At 70.1% G+C, this 16,313-nt stretch carries 13 protein-coding genes and 1 pseudogene; 5 read left to right on the top strand and 9 right to left on the bottom strand.

What is annotated here, in order from left to right; translation table 11 throughout:
* The first annotated feature begins 31 nt into the window (after positions 1-31).
* Positions 32-1,096: an aldo/keto reductase gene (locus DDJ31_RS28420; protein ID WP_127177540.1), complete on the top strand. Its 1,065-nt coding sequence runs from the start codon at positions 32-34 to the stop codon at positions 1,094-1,096.
* A 96-nt stretch (positions 1,097-1,192) separates the two neighbouring features.
* Here DDJ31_RS28420 and DDJ31_RS28415 read toward each other — a convergent pair whose 3' ends face one another.
* Together DDJ31_RS28415 and DDJ31_RS39360 are read right to left on the bottom strand one after the other, a co-directional pair.
* Positions 1,193-1,786, bottom strand: coding sequence for a DUF4291 domain-containing protein (locus tag DDJ31_RS28415; protein WP_127177541.1), 594 nt, complete (start codon positions 1,784-1,786; stop codon positions 1,193-1,195).
* A gap of 41 nt (positions 1,787-1,827) precedes the next feature.
* A pseudogene (locus tag DDJ31_RS39360) lies at positions 1,828-2,115 on the bottom strand (IS5/IS1182 family transposase); the annotation flags it as partial.
* Positions 2,116-2,764: 649 nt separating this feature from the next.
* On the opposite strand from DDJ31_RS39360, the gene DDJ31_RS28405 reads away from it, so the two are divergent.
* On the top strand, positions 2,765-3,010 hold the full coding sequence (locus DDJ31_RS28405; RefSeq protein WP_127177542.1) for a hypothetical protein: 246 nt from the start codon (positions 2,765-2,767) through the stop codon (positions 3,008-3,010).
* Positions 3,003-4,082, top strand: a complete 1,080-nt coding sequence (locus tag DDJ31_RS28400) for a response regulator (RefSeq protein ID WP_164784886.1) — start codon at positions 3,003-3,005, stop codon at positions 4,080-4,082. Before DDJ31_RS28405 ends, DDJ31_RS28400 begins: the two co-directional genes overlap by 8 nt.
* A 198-nt stretch (positions 4,083-4,280) precedes the next feature.
* On the opposite strand, the gene DDJ31_RS28395 is transcribed toward DDJ31_RS28400, so the two are convergent.
* Entirely contained in the window at positions 4,281-5,636 is a 1,356-nt protein-coding gene (locus tag DDJ31_RS28395) for a class I SAM-dependent RNA methyltransferase (protein ID WP_127177543.1), read from the bottom strand.
* A gap of 290 nt (positions 5,637-5,926) precedes the next feature.
* Positions 5,927-8,110, bottom strand: coding sequence for an APC family permease (locus tag DDJ31_RS28390; RefSeq protein WP_171480915.1), 2,184 nt, complete (start codon positions 8,108-8,110; stop codon positions 5,927-5,929).
* Positions 8,111-8,690: 580 nt separating this feature from the next.
* On the opposite strand from DDJ31_RS28390, the gene DDJ31_RS28385 reads away from it, so the two are divergent.
* Positions 8,691-9,362: a potassium channel family protein gene (locus DDJ31_RS28385; RefSeq protein WP_127177544.1), complete on the top strand. Its 672-nt coding sequence runs from the start codon at positions 8,691-8,693 to the stop codon at positions 9,360-9,362.
* Positions 9,362-10,030: a potassium channel family protein gene (locus DDJ31_RS28380; protein WP_127177545.1), complete on the top strand. Its 669-nt coding sequence runs from the start codon at positions 9,362-9,364 to the stop codon at positions 10,028-10,030. The genes DDJ31_RS28385 and DDJ31_RS28380 overlap by 1 nt, the downstream gene beginning before the upstream one ends.
* A gap of 173 nt (positions 10,031-10,203) precedes the next feature.
* On the opposite strand, the gene DDJ31_RS28375 is transcribed toward DDJ31_RS28380, so the two are convergent.
* From DDJ31_RS28375 to DDJ31_RS28355, 5 genes are all read right to left on the bottom strand, one after another.
* The gene (locus tag DDJ31_RS28375; protein WP_127177546.1) at positions 10,204-10,983 is read right to left on the bottom strand and encodes a DUF3159 domain-containing protein; all 780 of its coding nucleotides are present in this window, start codon (positions 10,981-10,983) and stop codon (positions 10,204-10,206) included.
* A 3-nt stretch (positions 10,984-10,986) separates the two neighbouring features.
* Positions 10,987-11,385, bottom strand: coding sequence for an OB-fold nucleic acid binding domain-containing protein (locus tag DDJ31_RS28370; RefSeq protein ID WP_127177547.1), 399 nt, complete (start codon positions 11,383-11,385; stop codon positions 10,987-10,989).
* 45 nt (positions 11,386-11,430) lie between these two features.
* Positions 11,431-12,117, bottom strand: a complete 687-nt coding sequence (locus DDJ31_RS28365; RefSeq protein WP_127177548.1) for a response regulator — start codon at positions 12,115-12,117, stop codon at positions 11,431-11,433.
* The gene (locus tag DDJ31_RS28360; protein WP_127177549.1) at positions 12,114-14,666 is read right to left on the bottom strand and encodes a sensor histidine kinase; all 2,553 of its coding nucleotides are present in this window, start codon (positions 14,664-14,666) and stop codon (positions 12,114-12,116) included. Before DDJ31_RS28360 ends, DDJ31_RS28365 begins: the two co-directional genes overlap by 4 nt.
* Before the next feature lie 221 nt (positions 14,667-14,887).
* The gene (locus tag DDJ31_RS28355; RefSeq protein ID WP_127177550.1) at positions 14,888-16,054 is read right to left on the bottom strand and encodes an alginate lyase family protein; all 1,167 of its coding nucleotides are present in this window, start codon (positions 16,052-16,054) and stop codon (positions 14,888-14,890) included.
* Between the last annotated feature and the right edge of the window lie 259 nt (positions 16,055-16,313).

Here is a 16,313-nt window from a genome sequence, read left to right as displayed (position 1 = left end):
TAGCCAGTCGGGCGGCGAGAGAGGAACAGCCATGGAGTACAGACGGCTTGGCGCATCCGGCCTCAAGGTCCCAGCACTGAGCTTCGGCGCCGGCACCTTCGGCGGCCAAGGACCGCTGTTCGGTGCCTGGGGCACCACCGACGCGCGCGAAGCACGCCGTCTCGTGGACATCTGCCTGGACGCCGGGATCACCATGTTCGACACCGCCGACGTCTACTCCGGCGGGGCCTCCGAGGAGGTGCTGGGCGAAGCGATCAAAGGGCGCAGGGACCAGGTGATCGTGTCCACCAAGACCAGCCTGCCGATGGGTGACGGACCGGGCGACGCGGGCTCCTCCCGTTCGCGCCTGATCACCGCGTGCGAGGACGCCCTGCGCCGGCTCGGCACCGACCACATCGACCTGTTCCAGTTGCACGCTTTCGACGCCGACACGCCGATCGAGGAAGTCCTGGCCACACTCGACGACCTCGTACGCGCGGGGAAGGTCCGCTACCTCGGCATCTCCAACTTCTCCGGCTGGCAGGCGATGAAGTCCCTCTCGATCTCGGAGAGATACGGTCACCCGCGCTATGTCGCCCATCAGGTCTACTACTCGCTCATCGGCCGCGACTACGAGTGGGAGCTGATGCCCCTCGGGCTCGACCAGGGACTCGGAGCCCTCGTCTGGAGCCCGCTCGGCTGGGGACGGCTCACCGGCAAAGTCCGTCGCGGCCAACCGCTCCCGGCCAACAGCCGCCTGCACCGCACCGCGGACTACGGCCCGCCGGTCGAGGACGAACACCTCTACCGCGTGGTCGACGCCCTCGACGAGATCGCCCAGGAGACCGGCAAGACCATTCCGCAGATCGCCCTCAACTGGCTGCTCCAGCGGCCGACCGTCTCCTCCGTCATCATCGGCGCCCGTGACGAGCACCAGCTCCGCCAGAACCTCGGCGCCGTCGGCTGGACACTCACACCCGACCAGACGGCCAAACTCGACGCGGCGAGCGACAGAACAGCGCCCTACCCCTACTTCCCCTACCAACGCCAGGAGGGCTTCGCCCGCCTCAACCCATCCGTGGTCGCACCTCCATCTGCGACACGGCCTACAGGATGACGACAAGGAACACGAACCTGCCGACCGCGCCACAAGACCCACCGGGTCATTCCGGTCCGGCCTCGACGTAGAGGTCACCTCGATCGGCAAACGGGCTCATTGACGTAGATGAGTCAGGGCTCCGTCGCTCACGGGGTAGGGACGTTCACGGGGCAGGAGTTGCCGTGCGGTGTCCAGGTCTCCGTCTCGTATCTGCGCGTGGATCGTGTGGGCGAGCGATGTGACGTCGGTGATGGAGACGGTCCATTCATCGGCGTAGAGTCGTGCGGCTTCGCCGGCGAGGCCGAGTTGGAGCGACCGGTAGGCGAGTGGCCGAAGGCTCAGGTCGCGTTCGGGGTCCCACTGCACCCGGGCCGGAGCCCGCTTCGACAGGCGCTTCCACGTGGCACGGTCGGCGTGGAGCCCATGCTCGTAATGGGACAGGCAGGCGTGTTCGAGTGCCCACTCGAAGCCGTCACGGGAGATCTCGACGGCGAGGACGGTCTCCTGTCCTTCTTTGGTGCCCCACCCGCAGCGGTACATCATCCACAGGAACGACGGCTTGATCCATGTCATCCGGTCCCGCTGCCACAGGGCGGGGAAACGGCCTTCCTGGGCCGCCGAGAGGCCAATCTCCGGGGTGTACGCCTGGTAGACAGTGACCGTGGAGTCCGTGTGCAGGGCTCGAATCTGGTATTTGGGTTCTGCCACGGTGACCAGAGTGGACACACCGTTCCGCACGCGCCATCGAATTACCGCGGGGCAAGGCCGCCGAGCCTGCGACAGCAGATGAGGCCGACCGCGATGCCGACGAAGGCGAGGAAGCGGGCCGCCTCGCGCTCGTAGCGGCGGCGTCCGGAAGCCAGGCCACCGTTCTCTCCACAGTCCAGCGGTGACGGCTCAGCCGCCGGGAGGGTTCGATGCCCTTGCGAGCGATGCGCGGGGGCGATGTTCCGCGAGCGCGGCCATCGGCGCGGGTGGCCGTAGTCGTGCCCTCTGTCGCCGTGGAGCTTGGCGGGTCGTCGCCGACGAGGCCCGCGCCAGAACCGCGCACTCGAAGCTGCACTTGATCACCGAGCGGACCGGTCTGCCCCTTTTGATCGGCGTCTCCGCTGCCAACACCGACACTCAACTACGCCGCTGCGTAAGCCTTCAAGCGGATCACCGGTGGTGGAGAGCACTTCCACGAGGCACGGGATCGACACCGTGCCGCACGACCGGTCCCCGTGCGGGAGTACCAGGTCCGGCCAGCAGAGCATGGCGCTGAAGAAGTTCGCACAGCGCGTCGAGGGCCACTGCAACGACCAGGGCCGCCAGCGGCAGTTGGACCAGCCCTCGACCAGGCCACGCCCCCAACTGCCCACTGCGCGAGCCGTTCCGATCAGACGGGGCACCGGCCACCCGTCCGGGCGGAGTGGAGGCACCCGCCGCGTTGCAGCGCATCCCAGCAGCGTTGCAGAGCAACATTCGGCAACGTGCGGTAGCACCAACCTCTTGACCAGCCAGTACATCGCAGGAACGGAGTGCCGGAACGTTGCAGCGGAAGGCTGCATCGCCCTCTTTCTCCGATCGCGGCTGCAACACCCCAAAGCTCGTTCATTCTGGACTCCCCCTTCCGCAATCCGCTGGGTGGGTGGGTCGGTGACAAAACCCGTACCCCCGCATTGGGTTGAACGAATGGAGTCCGTGGTGGACCGTCCTCTGCTGTCGCTGAGATCGACTCTGGTGTTCCTCCTCGCCACGCTGGCCGGCGTGGTGGTCGGCGCGCTGACGTCACTGGCGGGGGAGAACACACCGCACAGCCTGCTCGCCGGGCTCGCCGCTGCGGGGATGGCGGTCCCGTTCTTCAACCGCCTCATCGACTCCGACGCCACCGCGATGCGGCCCTCGGGACCTTCGAGCCCCGGCATGGGAGAGGGAGAGAACAATGGCTGAGCTGCGGCCGCTGGGGGACGACCTCCACGACGCCTCACGCGCACTCGCCCTGGCCTTGCGGAAACTGTTCGAAGGCTTGCACGTCTCCGTGCGGCGATACGCGGCGCGGCGCAGGCTCGACCCGGGCACTGTCTCGCGCTACCTGAACGGTACCCGGTTACCTCCCTGGCAAGTGATCAGTGACCTGTTCGCGGACGTAGCCGAGTACCGCGGGACGGCGGTCACCACCGAGGCCATTGAACTGGTGCGTGGTCTGTACGGAAAGGCAGTGGACGCTGCGTCCTCCCCCAAGCACGCCGTGCAGATTCTGGAGCAGCAGTTGGCCGACGCCGACCGGGTCTCCAGGCGGTCAAGCGTCCGCGGTGACGTCCTGGGCGACGCGCTGCTGGACCGGACGCAGCGGATCGCCGACCTTGAGACACGGCTCAACCAGTTGAAGGCGGACCGCGTTGCGGCACGCAAGCGAGCGGACGAGCTGGCGTCGGCACACCCGGACGTTTCCGACCTCATCGCCGAACGCGACGAACTACAGCAGGAAGTCGAACGACTTGGAGCGGACCTTCGGGAGGCCCAGGCACAACGTGCCGCGGCGGAGGACCGCTGCGATCTGCTCGAACGCCAGCTGACCGCCGTCGAGCAGGCAACCACAACGGCCGGGCTGCCCACCGTGTCACAGAGCATGCCCAAGATCCTCGTCGTGGACGATCAGCCGGACAACCTGCTCGCCATGACCGCGGTTCTCGCGACGCTCGACCAGGAGCTCGTGACCGTCTCTTCCGGCCGGGAGGCGCTCAAGGCACTGCTCGACCACGACGACTTCGCGGTCATCATCATGGACGTGCAGATGCCGGAGATGGACGGCTACGAGACCTGCGCTCACATCAAGCGTCGGCCTCGGACCCGGGACGTCCCCATCATCTTCCTGACCGCCATGGGCGTGGACTCCGAACACTCCGCCCGCGGATACGCGGCCGGCGCCGTCGACTACATCAGCAAGCCCTTCGACCCCTGGGCCCTGCGCGCCAAGGTCGCCGTGTTCACGTCCATCTACCTCGAACGACGCACCGCGTAGAGTCCCGGCACACACCAGACTGATGGACACCAAAGTCTCCGGCGCCTCTGCCTCACGGGCCCCTCTATCCGGCCAGTCGACCAGCGACGCAGCACACCTGACGCCCCATCAGAACGAGCGTCATTTGAGCGTCACGAGCGTCAAGATATCGCCCACGACGCCCGCACCACCCACAATGCGCAAGCACAAAAACGCAGGTCAGGCGCCCTTCGCGATCGGTTCAAGGATGGCGACGCACTCCACGTGATGCGTCATAGGAAACAGATCGAACGCCCGAAGAGTCCGCACCCGGTACCCCCCGTCCCTGAAGTACCCCAAGTCCCGTGCCAGCGCGGCGGGATCGCACGCCACGTACGCGATCTTCCGTGCCCGCAGTGACGCCAGGTGTTCCACCGTCCGCTTGCCCGCTCCCGCGCGCGGCGGGTCGAGGACGATGAGGTCGACCTCGCTGATGCCCGTGCGCGGCAGGACCGTCTCGACCTTGCCCTGTTCGATGCGGACGCGGTCGAATCCGGACAGGTTGTGCCGCGCGTCCTCGACCGCGCGCTTGCCCGACTCGATGCCCAGGACCGCGCCCTGGTCGCCGATGCGGTCGGCGAGGGCACCGGCGAAGAGCCCGACACCGCAGTACAGGTCGAGCGCCATGTCACCCTTGCGCGGCAGCAGCCCCTGCATGACCGCCTTGACGAGGGTGTCGGCGGCCTGGGGATGGACCTGCCAGAAGCCGCCGCTGCCGACCCGGTAGGTGCGGCCGTCGGCCCGCTCACGCACGAACGCGCGGCCGTGGACGCGGTGGATACCGCCGTCGTGCTCCTCGACGCGCATCACGGAGACCGGACGGTCCAGTTCCACCAGGGGCAGGCGGGCGCCGGGGCGGGGTTCGAGGATGACCATGCGGTCCTGCGAGCCGGTCGCGGAGATCGCCTCCACCGAGGCCATGCCGGACCAGTCGCGGTCCTCGACACCCAGCTCGCTGACACCGGGCGCCGCGATCATGCAGTGCTCGACGGGCTCCACCTCGTGCGAGCGGTGCCGGCGCAGACCGGCGTTGCCGTCCGCGTCCACGGCGTACTGCACCCGCGTCCGCCACTGCGGCACCTGGCCGGCCGGCAGCTTGTCGCCCTCGGCGGGCATGACCGTGCCGTCCCAGCCGGCCTCCTCGGGCGTCAGGCCCGCGAGCCGGCGCAGCTGCTCGGCGACGACCTCGCCCTTCAGCCTGCGCTGCGCTCCCGGCTTGGCGTGCTGCCAGTCGCAGCCGCCGCAGCGGCCGGGGCCCGCGTACGGGCAGGGCGCCTCGACGCGGTCCTTGGACGGCGTGAGGATCTCGACGGCGTCGGCGCGCAGGAACCTGGCACCTTCCTCGCCCTCGGTCACCCGCGCCACGACCCGCTCGTCGGGCAGCGCGTGCCGGACGAAGAGGACCTGCCCCTCGTCGGTCCTGGCGATGCAGTGCCCGCCGTGCGCGACGGGCCCGACCTCGACCTCGTACTCCTGCCCCACGAGGGACGCCGTCTGCGCTGTCCCCGCCTGCGATTTCTTCGGTTCTGCCTGCATGGCGGGGTGACTCCAGATCAAGAGGGGGGACGGGCCGCTCGGCGGGCCCGGCGGCAACAGCCCACCAGTCTAGTTCCTGCCTCCAGCTCCCCCGCCCGCTCACGGGAGAGGGGCAGGGGGGAGGGCAGGGGGCAGGGGGCAGGGGGCACAGGGGGCACAGGGGGCACGCAGGACCGTCGGCCTCCGCCCCGCCCCTGCCCTGCCCTGCCCTGCCCCCGAGACAACTCCCCCATCCGCCCGGACCCGGTAGTACCCCCGTCCCGCCCGGCCCAGGAGACACCCCCTTCCGCCTACCCCCGGACCCCGCTCTCCGTCTCCCGCTCACCGGCACCCGCGCCACCCGCGGTCCCCGAGCTACCCGACATCCCCGCAGCACCCGCAGGCCCCGATGTCGCCGCACCACCCGCAGCACCCGCAGGCCCCGCCGCACCTCCAACCCTCGCCCCCGCGCCCCGCTCCCCCGCAGGTCCCCTCCGTACCGAACCCGGTGCGTTCCAGTCCTGGCGGCGGCGGGCCCGGTTGCGGGCCGCCTCCGAGGACTGGAGCTGGTACGGCACGGACGTCACCATGACGCCCGGGGTGAAGAGCAGCCGGCCCTTGAGGCGCAGCGCGCTCTGGTTGTGCAGCAGGTGTTCGTACCAGTGGCCGACCACGTACTCGGGGATGATCACGGAGACCGCGTCGCGCGGCGACTCCTTGCGCAGGCTCTTGACGTACTCGATGATCGGCCGCGTGATCTCGCGGTAGGGCGAGTCGAGGACCTTCAGCGGGACGTCTATCCCGCGCCGTTCCCACTCCGCGCGCAGCACCTTCGTCTCCGCCTGGTCGACGTTGACGGTGAGCGCCTCCAGGGTGTCGGAGCGCATCAGCTTGGCGTAGGCGAGGGCGCGCAGGGTCGGGCGGTGGATCCGGGAGATGAGGACGACCGAGTGGATCCGGGAGGGCCTGACGCTGTCGTCGCCCGGCTCCTCGGGGGCGACGATCTCGGCGGCCACCCGGTCGTAGTGCTTACGGATCGCCGTCATCGTCGCGTAGAAGATGACCATGCCGAGCAGGGCGACCCAGGCGCCGTGGGTGAACTTGGTGACCAGGACGACGACCAGCACCAGGCCGGTGAAGAACGCGCCGAAGGTGTTGATCGCCCGGGAGCGGACCATGTGGCGGCGGGTCGCGGCGTCGCGCTCGGAGGCCAGGTGCCGGTTCCAGTGCCGGACCATGCCGATCTGGCTGAGCGTGAAGGACACGAAGACGCCGACGATGTACAGCTGGATCAGCCGGGTCGAGTCGGCGCCGTAGATGACGACCAGCAGCATCGCCGCGCCGGCCAGCAGCACGATGCCGTTGGAGAACGCGAGGCGGTCGCCGCGGGTGTGCAGCTGGCGGGGCAGGTAGCGGTCCTGGGCGAGGATCGAGCCGAGCACCGGGAAGCCGTTGTACGCGGTGTTCGCGGCGAGGAACAGGACGAGCGCGGTGGCCGCGGCCAGCACCACGAACAGGAAGCTGCCCTTGCCGAAGACGGCCTCGGCGACCTGGGTGATGACCGGGTTCTGGACGTATCCGGAGCCGACGCCGACCCCGTGGCTGAGCAGGTCGGTCGCCGGGTTCTCGGCCATCCTGACCTTGGTGACCAGGGCCAGCACGATGATGCCGCAGAACATGGTGACGGCGAGCAGGCCCATCATGGCGAGCGTGGTCGCCGCGTTCTTCGACTTGGGCTTGCGAAAGGCCGGGACGCCGTTGGAGATCGCCTCGACGCCGGTGAGCGCCGCGCAGCCGGAGGAGAAGGCGCGCAGCAGCAGGAAGACGAGCGCGAAACCGGCCAGGCCCTGGTGTTCGGGCTTGATCGTGTACTCGGCGGTCGGTGCCCGCATGGTGTCCCCGAGGGCCAGGCCGCGGAACGCGCCCCACGCGATCATGATGAAGACGCCGCTGACGAAGACGTACGTCGGGATCGCGAAGAGTTTCCCGGACTCCTTGACCCCGCGCAGGTTCATCAGCGTGAGCAGCACGATGACGGCGACGGCGCAGAGCACCTTGTGCTCGACGACGAACGGGATCGCTGAGCCGAGGTTCTCGATGCCTGAGGCGATGGAGACGGCGACCGTGAGGACGTAGTCGACGAGCAGGGCGCTGGCCACGGTGAGGCCGGCCCGGGGGCCGAGGTTGGTGGTGGCCACCTCGTAGTCGCCGCCGCCGCTCGGGTAGGCGTGCACGTTCTGCCGGTAGGACGCCACCACCGTGAACATGAGGACGACCACCGCGAGGGCGATCCAGGGGCTGAAGTGGTACGCCGACACGCCCGCGATGGACAGGACCAGCAGCACCTCTCCTGGCGCGTACGCGACGGAGGACAGCGGGTCGGAGGCGAAGACCGGGAGGGCGATGCGCTTCGGCAGGAGGGTCTCCCCCAGCCGGTCGCTGCGCAGTGCGCGCCCGATCAAGATCCGTTTGGGCACGTCGGTCAGTTTGGACACAACGCAGCATGGTAGGCGTTCGAACGGGTGCCCAACCACCCGCCACCCCAGATCTGCCCTCCGGGTGAAATCGGGCCCGCCCCGGCCGCGGATTCCGCAGGTCGCCGACGCCCGTGCCAGAGGCCGTGCCTAGATGGCTGACCCCCGCTGTTCTCCCGCGTTCCCCGCACTCCCCGCGTTCCCCGCACTCCCCGAGTTCCCCGAGTTCCCTGTGTCCCCTGGTTCCCTGTGTTCTGCGCGTTCCCCCCGGCCGTCGTTTCCCGCGTTCCCCCCAGCCGTCGTTTCCGGCGTCCCCCGGCCGTCGTTTCCCGCGTTCTCCCCCGGCCGTCGTTTCCCGTTCACCGCTCCCGGAGGCCCCATGCCCGCACCAGCTGAGTTGATCGGTGCCGTGGCGGCGCTCATCGGCCTCGGATTCCTCGCGCGGGCGAGTGTCCGCAGCATCAGCAGGCGCTGACGTCACCGGGGCCCCGGGGCAACCGCGCACAGGGGTGCCCACGTCTTACCGCGCGTGTGTAGCTTGGGCGTCGGTCTGAGACCCTGATGTGGCTGAGCAGTATCTCTTGACACCGGAAGGACGGTCGTGCACATCGTCATCATGGGCTGCGGCAGAGTGGGTTCCGCTCTCGCCCAGACCCTGGAGCAACAGGGGCACACGGTCGCAGTGATCGACCGGGACCCCACCGCCTTCCGCCGTCTGGGTCCCGGGTTCGGCGGCCGTCGGGTCACCGGTGTCGGTTTCGACCAGGACACCCTCCGCGAGGCCGGTATCGAGGAGGCCGGTGCCTTCGCCGCCGTCTCCAGCGGTGACAACTCGAACATCATCTCGGCGCGGGTCGCCCGCGAGATGTTCGGCGTGGAGAACGTCGCGGCCCGGATCTACGACCCCCGTCGCGCCGAGGTCTACCAGCGCCTCGGCATCCCCACGGTGGCCACGGTCCGCTGGACCGCCGACCAGATGCTGCGCCGGCTGCTCCCGTCGGGGGCCGAGCCGCTGTGGCGCGACCCGACGGGCGGGGTGCAGCTCGCCGAGGTGCACACGTCGTCGGCCTGGGTCGGTCACAAGATCAGCAGGCTCCAGGAGGAGACGGGCGTGCGGGTGGCGTTCGTGACCCGGCTGGGCGAGGCGATCCTGCCGTCGTCGCAGACGGTGCTCCAGGAAGGCGACCTGGTGCACGTGATGATGCGTACGGACGAGGTCCACAAGGTCGAGGCGTCGTTCGCCAAGGGTCCCGATGAGGAGGGCGGTCACTGATGAGGGTCGCCATTGCCGGTGCCGGTGCGGTGGGCCGCTCGATCGCGGGCGAGCTGCTGGAGAACGGTCACGAGATCCTGCTCATCGACAAGGCGCCGACCGCGATCTCGGTCGAGCGCGTCCCGCGGGCGGAGTGGCTGCTCGCCGACGCCTGCGAGATCACGTCCCTCGACGAGGCGGCGCTCCAGCGCTGCAACGTCGTCATCGCCGCGACCGGCGACGACAAGGTGAACCTGGTCGTCTCGCTGCTCGCGAAGACGGAGTACGGCGTCCCGCGGGTCGTCGCGCGCGTCAACAACCCCAAGAACGAGTGGCTGTTCAACGAGTCCTGGGGGGTCGACGTCGCCGTCTCCACCCCGCGGCTGATGTCGGCGCTGGTCGAGGAGGCGGTGAGCGTCGGCGATCTGGTCCGGCTGCTGCGCTTCAGCCACGGTGACGCCAACCTCGTCGAGCTGACCCTGCCGGAGGAGTCGGCGCTCGCCGGGACGCAGGTCGGTGACGTGGAGTGGCCGGAGGACACCTCGCTGGTGACGATCATCCGCGGCACCCGTGTCCTCACGCCGAGCCAGGACGACTCCCTCGAGGCCGGTGACGAGCTGCTGTTCGTGGCGGCGCAGGCCCGTGAGGAGCAGTTGGAGGACCTGCTGTCGGTGCGCCGCGAGACGTGACGGCCGCGGCACGGACCGTGTGACGAAGGGCGCCCCTCGACATGAGGGGCGCCCTTCCGTCGTCCGTCCGGTGCGAGGGTGCCGTCCTTGCTCGTCCGGTGCGAGGGGCCGTCCTCGCCCGCCCGGGGCAAGGACGGGTGACCCCCTCGCTCCAGCGCTGCGGGGCTACGGAGCTACAGGTCCCGGCGGTGCCGTCCGCCGGTCGGGTCGCCCGTCAGGTCGCCGGTCTCGGCGCGCTCGGCGGCCAGGGCGGCCTTGCGCTCCTCCTCGGCCTTCTCCTGCGCCTCCATCTCCGCGAACACGTCGATGGGGGCCGGCGCCTTCGCGAGGAAGACCCAGGTCAGCCAGACGGCGAGCAGGAACGGCGGGATCTTGAGGGCGACCAGGACCCAGCCGAGCTGGGCGGTGTCGGCCCACAGGTACAGCGGGAAGAGGATCGCGCACTTGGCGAGCAGGATCAGGCCCCAGGCCCAACTGGCCTTCGCGTACGCCTTCTTGCGCCCGGGGTTGCGGGTGCGCCAGGAGAGGTTCTCCTTGAAGACCGGGCCGAGCACCAGGCCCATCAGCGGCACCCCGCACAGGGTGGTGATGATGTAGGCGAGCGCCAGGCCGAGGGTGTAGAGCATGCCCGGCAGGTAGAAGTCCTTGGCGTTGCCGGTCATCATCGCGAAGACGACACCGAAGGCGACGCCGAAGACCCCGCTGAAGGCGTGCTTCACGGTGTCCCGCATCGCGAGGCGGACCACCACCAGCGCCAGGGACACCACCAGGGCGGCGATGGCCGACCAGTGGAGGTTCTTGTTGATGGTGAAGATGGTGACGAAGAGGAGGCCGGGCAGGACCGTCTCGACCATGCCCCGCACCCCGCCGAACGCCTCGAACAGCGCGGCCTCGGTCACCGCCCTGGCGTCGTCGGCCTGAGTGTCTTCGGTCGGCTTGTCGAGCGACGTCACCGGCTACTCCCGTCCGAGGGGTTTCAGTTCGTATTTCGGGTTGAACAGCACCCGGCGGCCTCTGCTCATCGCGATCCGGCCGGACGCGATGAGCCTGCGCCCCGGTTCTATGCCGACGATGGAACGCCGGCCGAGCCACACCACGTCCAGCGCGGCGGAGCCGTCGAACAGCTCGGCCTCCAGGGCCGGGACCCCGGCACGCGGTCGCAGGGTGACCGTGCGCAAGGTACCAGTAACGGTGACGACCTGGCGGTCGTGGCAGTCACCGATCCGGGTGCATCCGGAGGTCTCGGTCTCCTCCCGCAGCTCCTCCGACTCCAGCTCCTCCTGGGACGTGGAGAGCCGGTCGAGCATGCGTCGGAACCGGCCCACCGGCTTCTCCGAACGAGGGACACCACTCATACCGAAAGCGTACCGGGGCCCACCGACAGCGCCGTACCGACCGCTCTACCGTTCGAACCGGTACCCCATGCCCGGTTCGGTGATGAAGTGCCGCGGATGCGACGGGTCGGTCTCCAGCTTCCTGCGCAGCTGGGCCATGTAGACCCGCAGGTAGTTCGTCTCCGTGCCGTACGAGGGGCCCCACACCTCCTGGAGGAGCTGCTTCTGGCTGACCAGCCGCCCGGTGTTGCGGACCAGCACCTCCAGGAGGTGCCACTCGGTGGGGGTGAGGCGGACGTCCCTGCCGCCGCGGTTGACCTTCTTCGCGGCGAGGTCGACGGTGAACCCCTCGGTCTCCACCGTCGTCACGTCGTCCTCGCCCGCGCCGACGGGTTCGGCCCTGCGGACGGCGGCGCGCAGCCGGGCGAGGAGTTCGTCCATGCCGAACGGCTTGGTGACGTAGTCGTCGGCGCCGGCGTCCAGGGCCTCGACCTTCTCGTCGGACGAGTGCCGGGCGGAGAGCACCAGGATCGGCACCCGGGTCCAGCCGCGCAGGCCGCGGATGACCTCGACGCCGTCCATGTCGGGCAGGCCGAGGTCGAGGACGATCACGTCGGGGTGGCGGGCGGCGGCCAGCTGGAGGGCGGTGGCGCCGTCGTGGGCGGCGTCGACCTCGTACTTGCGGGCTCTGAGGTTGATCACGAGGGCGCGCACGATCTGCGGCTCGTCGTCGATCACGAGCACCCTGGTCATGAGGCCTGCCTTTCCGGTTCTTCCGGTCGTACGGGGTGGAGATCCTCCGGACGTGATCCTGCCGCCCGCAGGGAGAGGACCATGGTCAGGCCGCCGCCGGGCGTGTCCTCGGCGGTGAGGCTGCCGCCCATGGCCTCGGCGAAGCCGCGCGCCACCGCGAGCCCGAGGCCGACGCCCGCGCCGCGCGGGGCGTCGCCGTACCGCTGGAAGGGCTCGAAGATGCGCTCCTTGGCGTCGTCGGGGACGCCGGGCCCGCGGTCGACCACCCGGACCTCCACCCGGTCCGCGATGGCGCTGGCGGCCACCAGGACGTCGCTGTCGCGCGGGCTGTACTTGACGGCGTTCTCCACGAGGTTGGCGACCGACCGCTCCAGCAGCCCCGGGTCGACGGCGACCATCGGCAGCGTCTCCGGGACGTCGAGGGCGACGCCGTCCTCGGGCACCCCGACGAGCGCCATCGGCACCACCTCGTCGAGGTCGATCTCGCGGATCAGCGGGGTGACGGTGCCGGTCTGGAGCCTGGACATGTCGAGGAGATTGCCGACCAGGTGGTCGAGCCGGTCGGCGCCCTCCTCAATGCCTTCGAGCAGCTCCGCCTGGTCCTCGTCCGACCAGGCCACGTCGTCCGAGCGCAGCGACGTCACGGCGGCCTTGATGCCGGCCAGCGGAGTGCGCAGGTCATGGCTGACGGCGGCCAGCAGCGCGGTGCGGATGCGGTTGCCCTCGGCCAGTGCGCGGGCCCGGTCGGCCTCCTCGCGCAGCCGTCTGCGGTCCAGGACGACGGCGGCCTGGGCGGCGAACGCGGCGAGCACCCTGCGGTCCTCGGCGGGCAGCACCCGGCCGGTGAGGGCGAGCGCCATGTGGTCGCCGACGGGCACGTCCACGTCGGCCTCCTCGGGGCGCTGGACCGGTGGTCCGGTGCCCGAGCGGCCCGCGCAGGTCCAGGGCTCGACGTCGCTCGCCCGTTCGAGGAGGGCGGCCGACTCCATGCCGAAGGTCTCCCTGACCCGTTCCAGGAGGTCTTCGAGGCCGGTCTCGCCGCGCAGCACGTTGCCCGCGAGGAAGGAGAGGATCTCGGACTCGGCGCGCAGCCTGGCCGCCTGGTGGGTGCGGCGGGCGGCCAGGTCCACCACGGAGGCCACCGAGACCCCGACGCCGACGAAGATCGCGATGGCGACGATGTTCTTGGGGTCGGCGACGGTCCAGCGGTGCAGGGGCGGTGTGTAGAAGTAGTTCAGCAGCAGCGAGCCGACGGCGGCCGAGGCGAGCGCGGGGAGCAGTCCGCCGAGCAGGGCGGCGGCCACCGTCACGGCCAGGAACAGCAGCATGTCGTTGGCGAGGCCGAGGTGGACGGTGTTGAGCAGCAGCGCGAGGGCGACCGGGCCGCCGACGCCGACCAGCCAGCCCCACAGGATGCGGGCCCGGCCGAGCCTGGCGCCCCTGGCCACCGGGAGGCCGCGGCCCTTGCCCGCCTCGGGGTGGGTGATCAGGTGGACGTCGAGGTCGGGTCCCGAGTCGCGGGCGACGGTCGCGCCGACGCCCGGTCCGAAGACGTACTGCCAGGTCTTGCGGCGGGAGACGCCCAGCATGATCTGGGTGGCGTTGACTCCGCGCGCGAAGGCGAGGAGGGCGGCCGGTATGTCGTCGCCGACGACATGGTGGAACGTTCCGCCGAGGTCCTCGACCAGGGTCCGCTGGACGGCCAGTTCCTTGGGCGAGGCCGCGGTGAGGCCGTCGCTGCTGGCTATGTAGACGGCGAGCACCTCGCCGCCCGCGCCCTTCTCGGCGAGCCGGGCGGCCCGCCTGATCAGGGTGCGGCCCTCGGGTCCGCCGGTCAGTCCGACGACGATCCGCTCCCGCGAGCCCCAGATCCGCGAGACGCGGTGTTCGCTGCGGTACCGCTGGAGGTAGGCGTCGACCCGGTCGGCCACCCACAGCAGCGCCAGTTCCCGCAGGGCGGTGAGGTTGCCCGGACGGAAGTAGTTGGACAGGGCCGCGTCGACCTTGTCCGGCTGGTAGACGTTGCCGTGCGCCATCCGGCGGCGCAGCGCCTCGGGCGACATGTCGACCAGTTCGATCTGGTCGGCCCGCCGCACCACCTCGTCCGGCACGGTCTCCCGCTGCCGCACCCCGGTGATCGACTCGACGACGTCGCCGAGTGATTCCAGGTGCTGGATGTTGACGGTGGAGACGACGTCGACGCCCGCCGCGAGGAGTTCCTCGACGTCCTGCCAGCGCTTGGCGTTGCGGGAGCCGGGGACGTTGGTGTGGGCGAGTTCGTCCACCAGGGCGACCTGGGGGGCGCGGGCGAGGACGGCGTCGATGTCCATCTCGGTGAAGGCGGCCCCGCGGTGTTCGAGGTCGCGGCGGGGCACCTGTTCGAGGCCGTGCAGCATGACCTCGGTGCGGGGCCTGTCGTGGTGCTCCACGAAGGCGACGACGCAGTCGGTGCCGCGCTCCACCCGGCGGTGGGCCTCGGAGAGCATGGCGTACGTCTTGCCCACGCCCGGTGCCGCGCCGAGGTATATCCGAAGCTTGCCGCGTCCCATGGCTCCATTGTCTTCCGGTCACTGCCGCCTACGCAGCGTCGACCTTACGGCCAGCTTTCGCGACAAAAGGGGCCGGGACCTGCCGGGGAGACGTCTTTGACGCAACTCTGACGCGCGGGCCGCCGCCGAGGCCGCGCCGCACCCCGGCCCGGGGCCACGGCCGAGGCCGCGCCGCACCCCCGACCCGGGGCTCTGTCGGGGGTGCGGCGCGGGAGCGCGGTTCAGTTGGGGTTGTCGCCGTGGGTGAGGGTCTCCCAGGCGACGAAGAGGTTGTCGCTGCCGGCCGGGCGGTTCTGCCGGGTGAGGGCCTCGGTGTTGGTCATGGCGATGCCGAGGCGGTTGTGCAGGGCGTTGTAGCCGACCTCGGTGACGGGCCCGAGCCCCAGGTTCAGGGAGCCTCCGCACAGCCAGCTCGGGGCGGCCGTGCCGAGCTGGTACTTGGCCTGGAAGCCGAGCGCCTGGCGCAGCCGCTCGCCGACGTCGGTGCCGTAGAGGTCCTGGCCCTGGATGCGGCTGGTCTCGGCGATGTGCGAGATCGCGGAGATGCCGTACCCCGTATGGGTGAAGTCGCGGCAGGTCTCCTGGGTGAGTCCGGTGACGAACGTCGACTGGCCCTGCCAGTAGCTGACGATCTTGTCCCGGGTGGTGAGGTTCTGGCTGGGGACGGTCTTGGGGAGGTCGCCGTCGGAGGCGAGATAGACGTAGGCGGCGGCGCGGGTGCGGAACTTCGCCAGCGCCTTGTCGTAGGAGGTCCTGTCCTCCAGGAAGACGGAGATGCCGACGGCGGCCTCCATCATCGACAGCTCCCAGTTGCCGTTGGAGTTGGAGCCGCCGATGACCTCGGGCAGGTAGACGTCGCGGAGCATGGTCGCGAACCGGCCGGAGTTGGCCCAGCCGCCGGTGTACGTGTACTTGATGATCTCGGCGGCCTTGGGCCAGGAGGAGCCGGCCCAGCCGGTCTGCAGGGGCGCGTTGCTGTTGGTGTGGTCCTTGATCACCGCCGACCAGGCGTCCATGAGGGCGATGGACTTCTTCGCGTACCGCTCGTCGCGGGTGAGGTACCAGGCGAGGGCGTCGGTGTAGGCGGCTATCGCGTCCTCGCGCTCGTCGGTGCAGCCGTAGTTGGGGTTGGAGTACGAGCCGCACTCGACGGTGGCCCGCGGCTTGGGGGTGCGGTTCAGGTCGGCGTACTTGCTCGCCATCATCTGGTCGAAGGCGCCCTTCCAGGGCTGGGCTCCGGCGCCGACCCGGTCGCGGACGAAGTCGAGCTGGCTCCGGGAGACCGTGACGCCGGGGTGGGCGAACGTGGTGGGGGCTGCCTGGGCGGGCCAGGAGAGGGCGCCGGCGAGGAGGGCGGCGACACCGGCGAGGAGAGCGGTTCTGCGCATGCGTGGGGGGCCTTTCGTTCTCGTATGTGAACGACAAGCGCCTTTATGAACAGAGGCGTTGAGCGCAGACCGTAGGTCCGGACCAATGGGCCGTCAAGAGTGCGGGCACGGACACGCGGAAGGGCCGCACCCGTGGGTGCGGCCCTTCCGCGTGCTTCCGCGTTCTTCTGTGTGCGTTCTTCTGTGTGCTGTGCCTCTGTGCGCCCCGGTCGCCACGGCGCAGACCGCGTCGGACCCGGGACGGCGGCCTCGACGGCCC

The sequence above is a fragment of the Streptomyces griseoviridis genome, from assembly GCF_005222485.1.
In the GTDB taxonomy this organism is placed as follows: Bacteria; Actinomycetota; Actinomycetes; order Streptomycetales; family Streptomycetaceae; genus Streptomyces; species Streptomyces hintoniae.
Note: the sequence above shows the minus strand (reverse complement) of the source record. Positions and strands in the feature narration are given on the sequence as shown.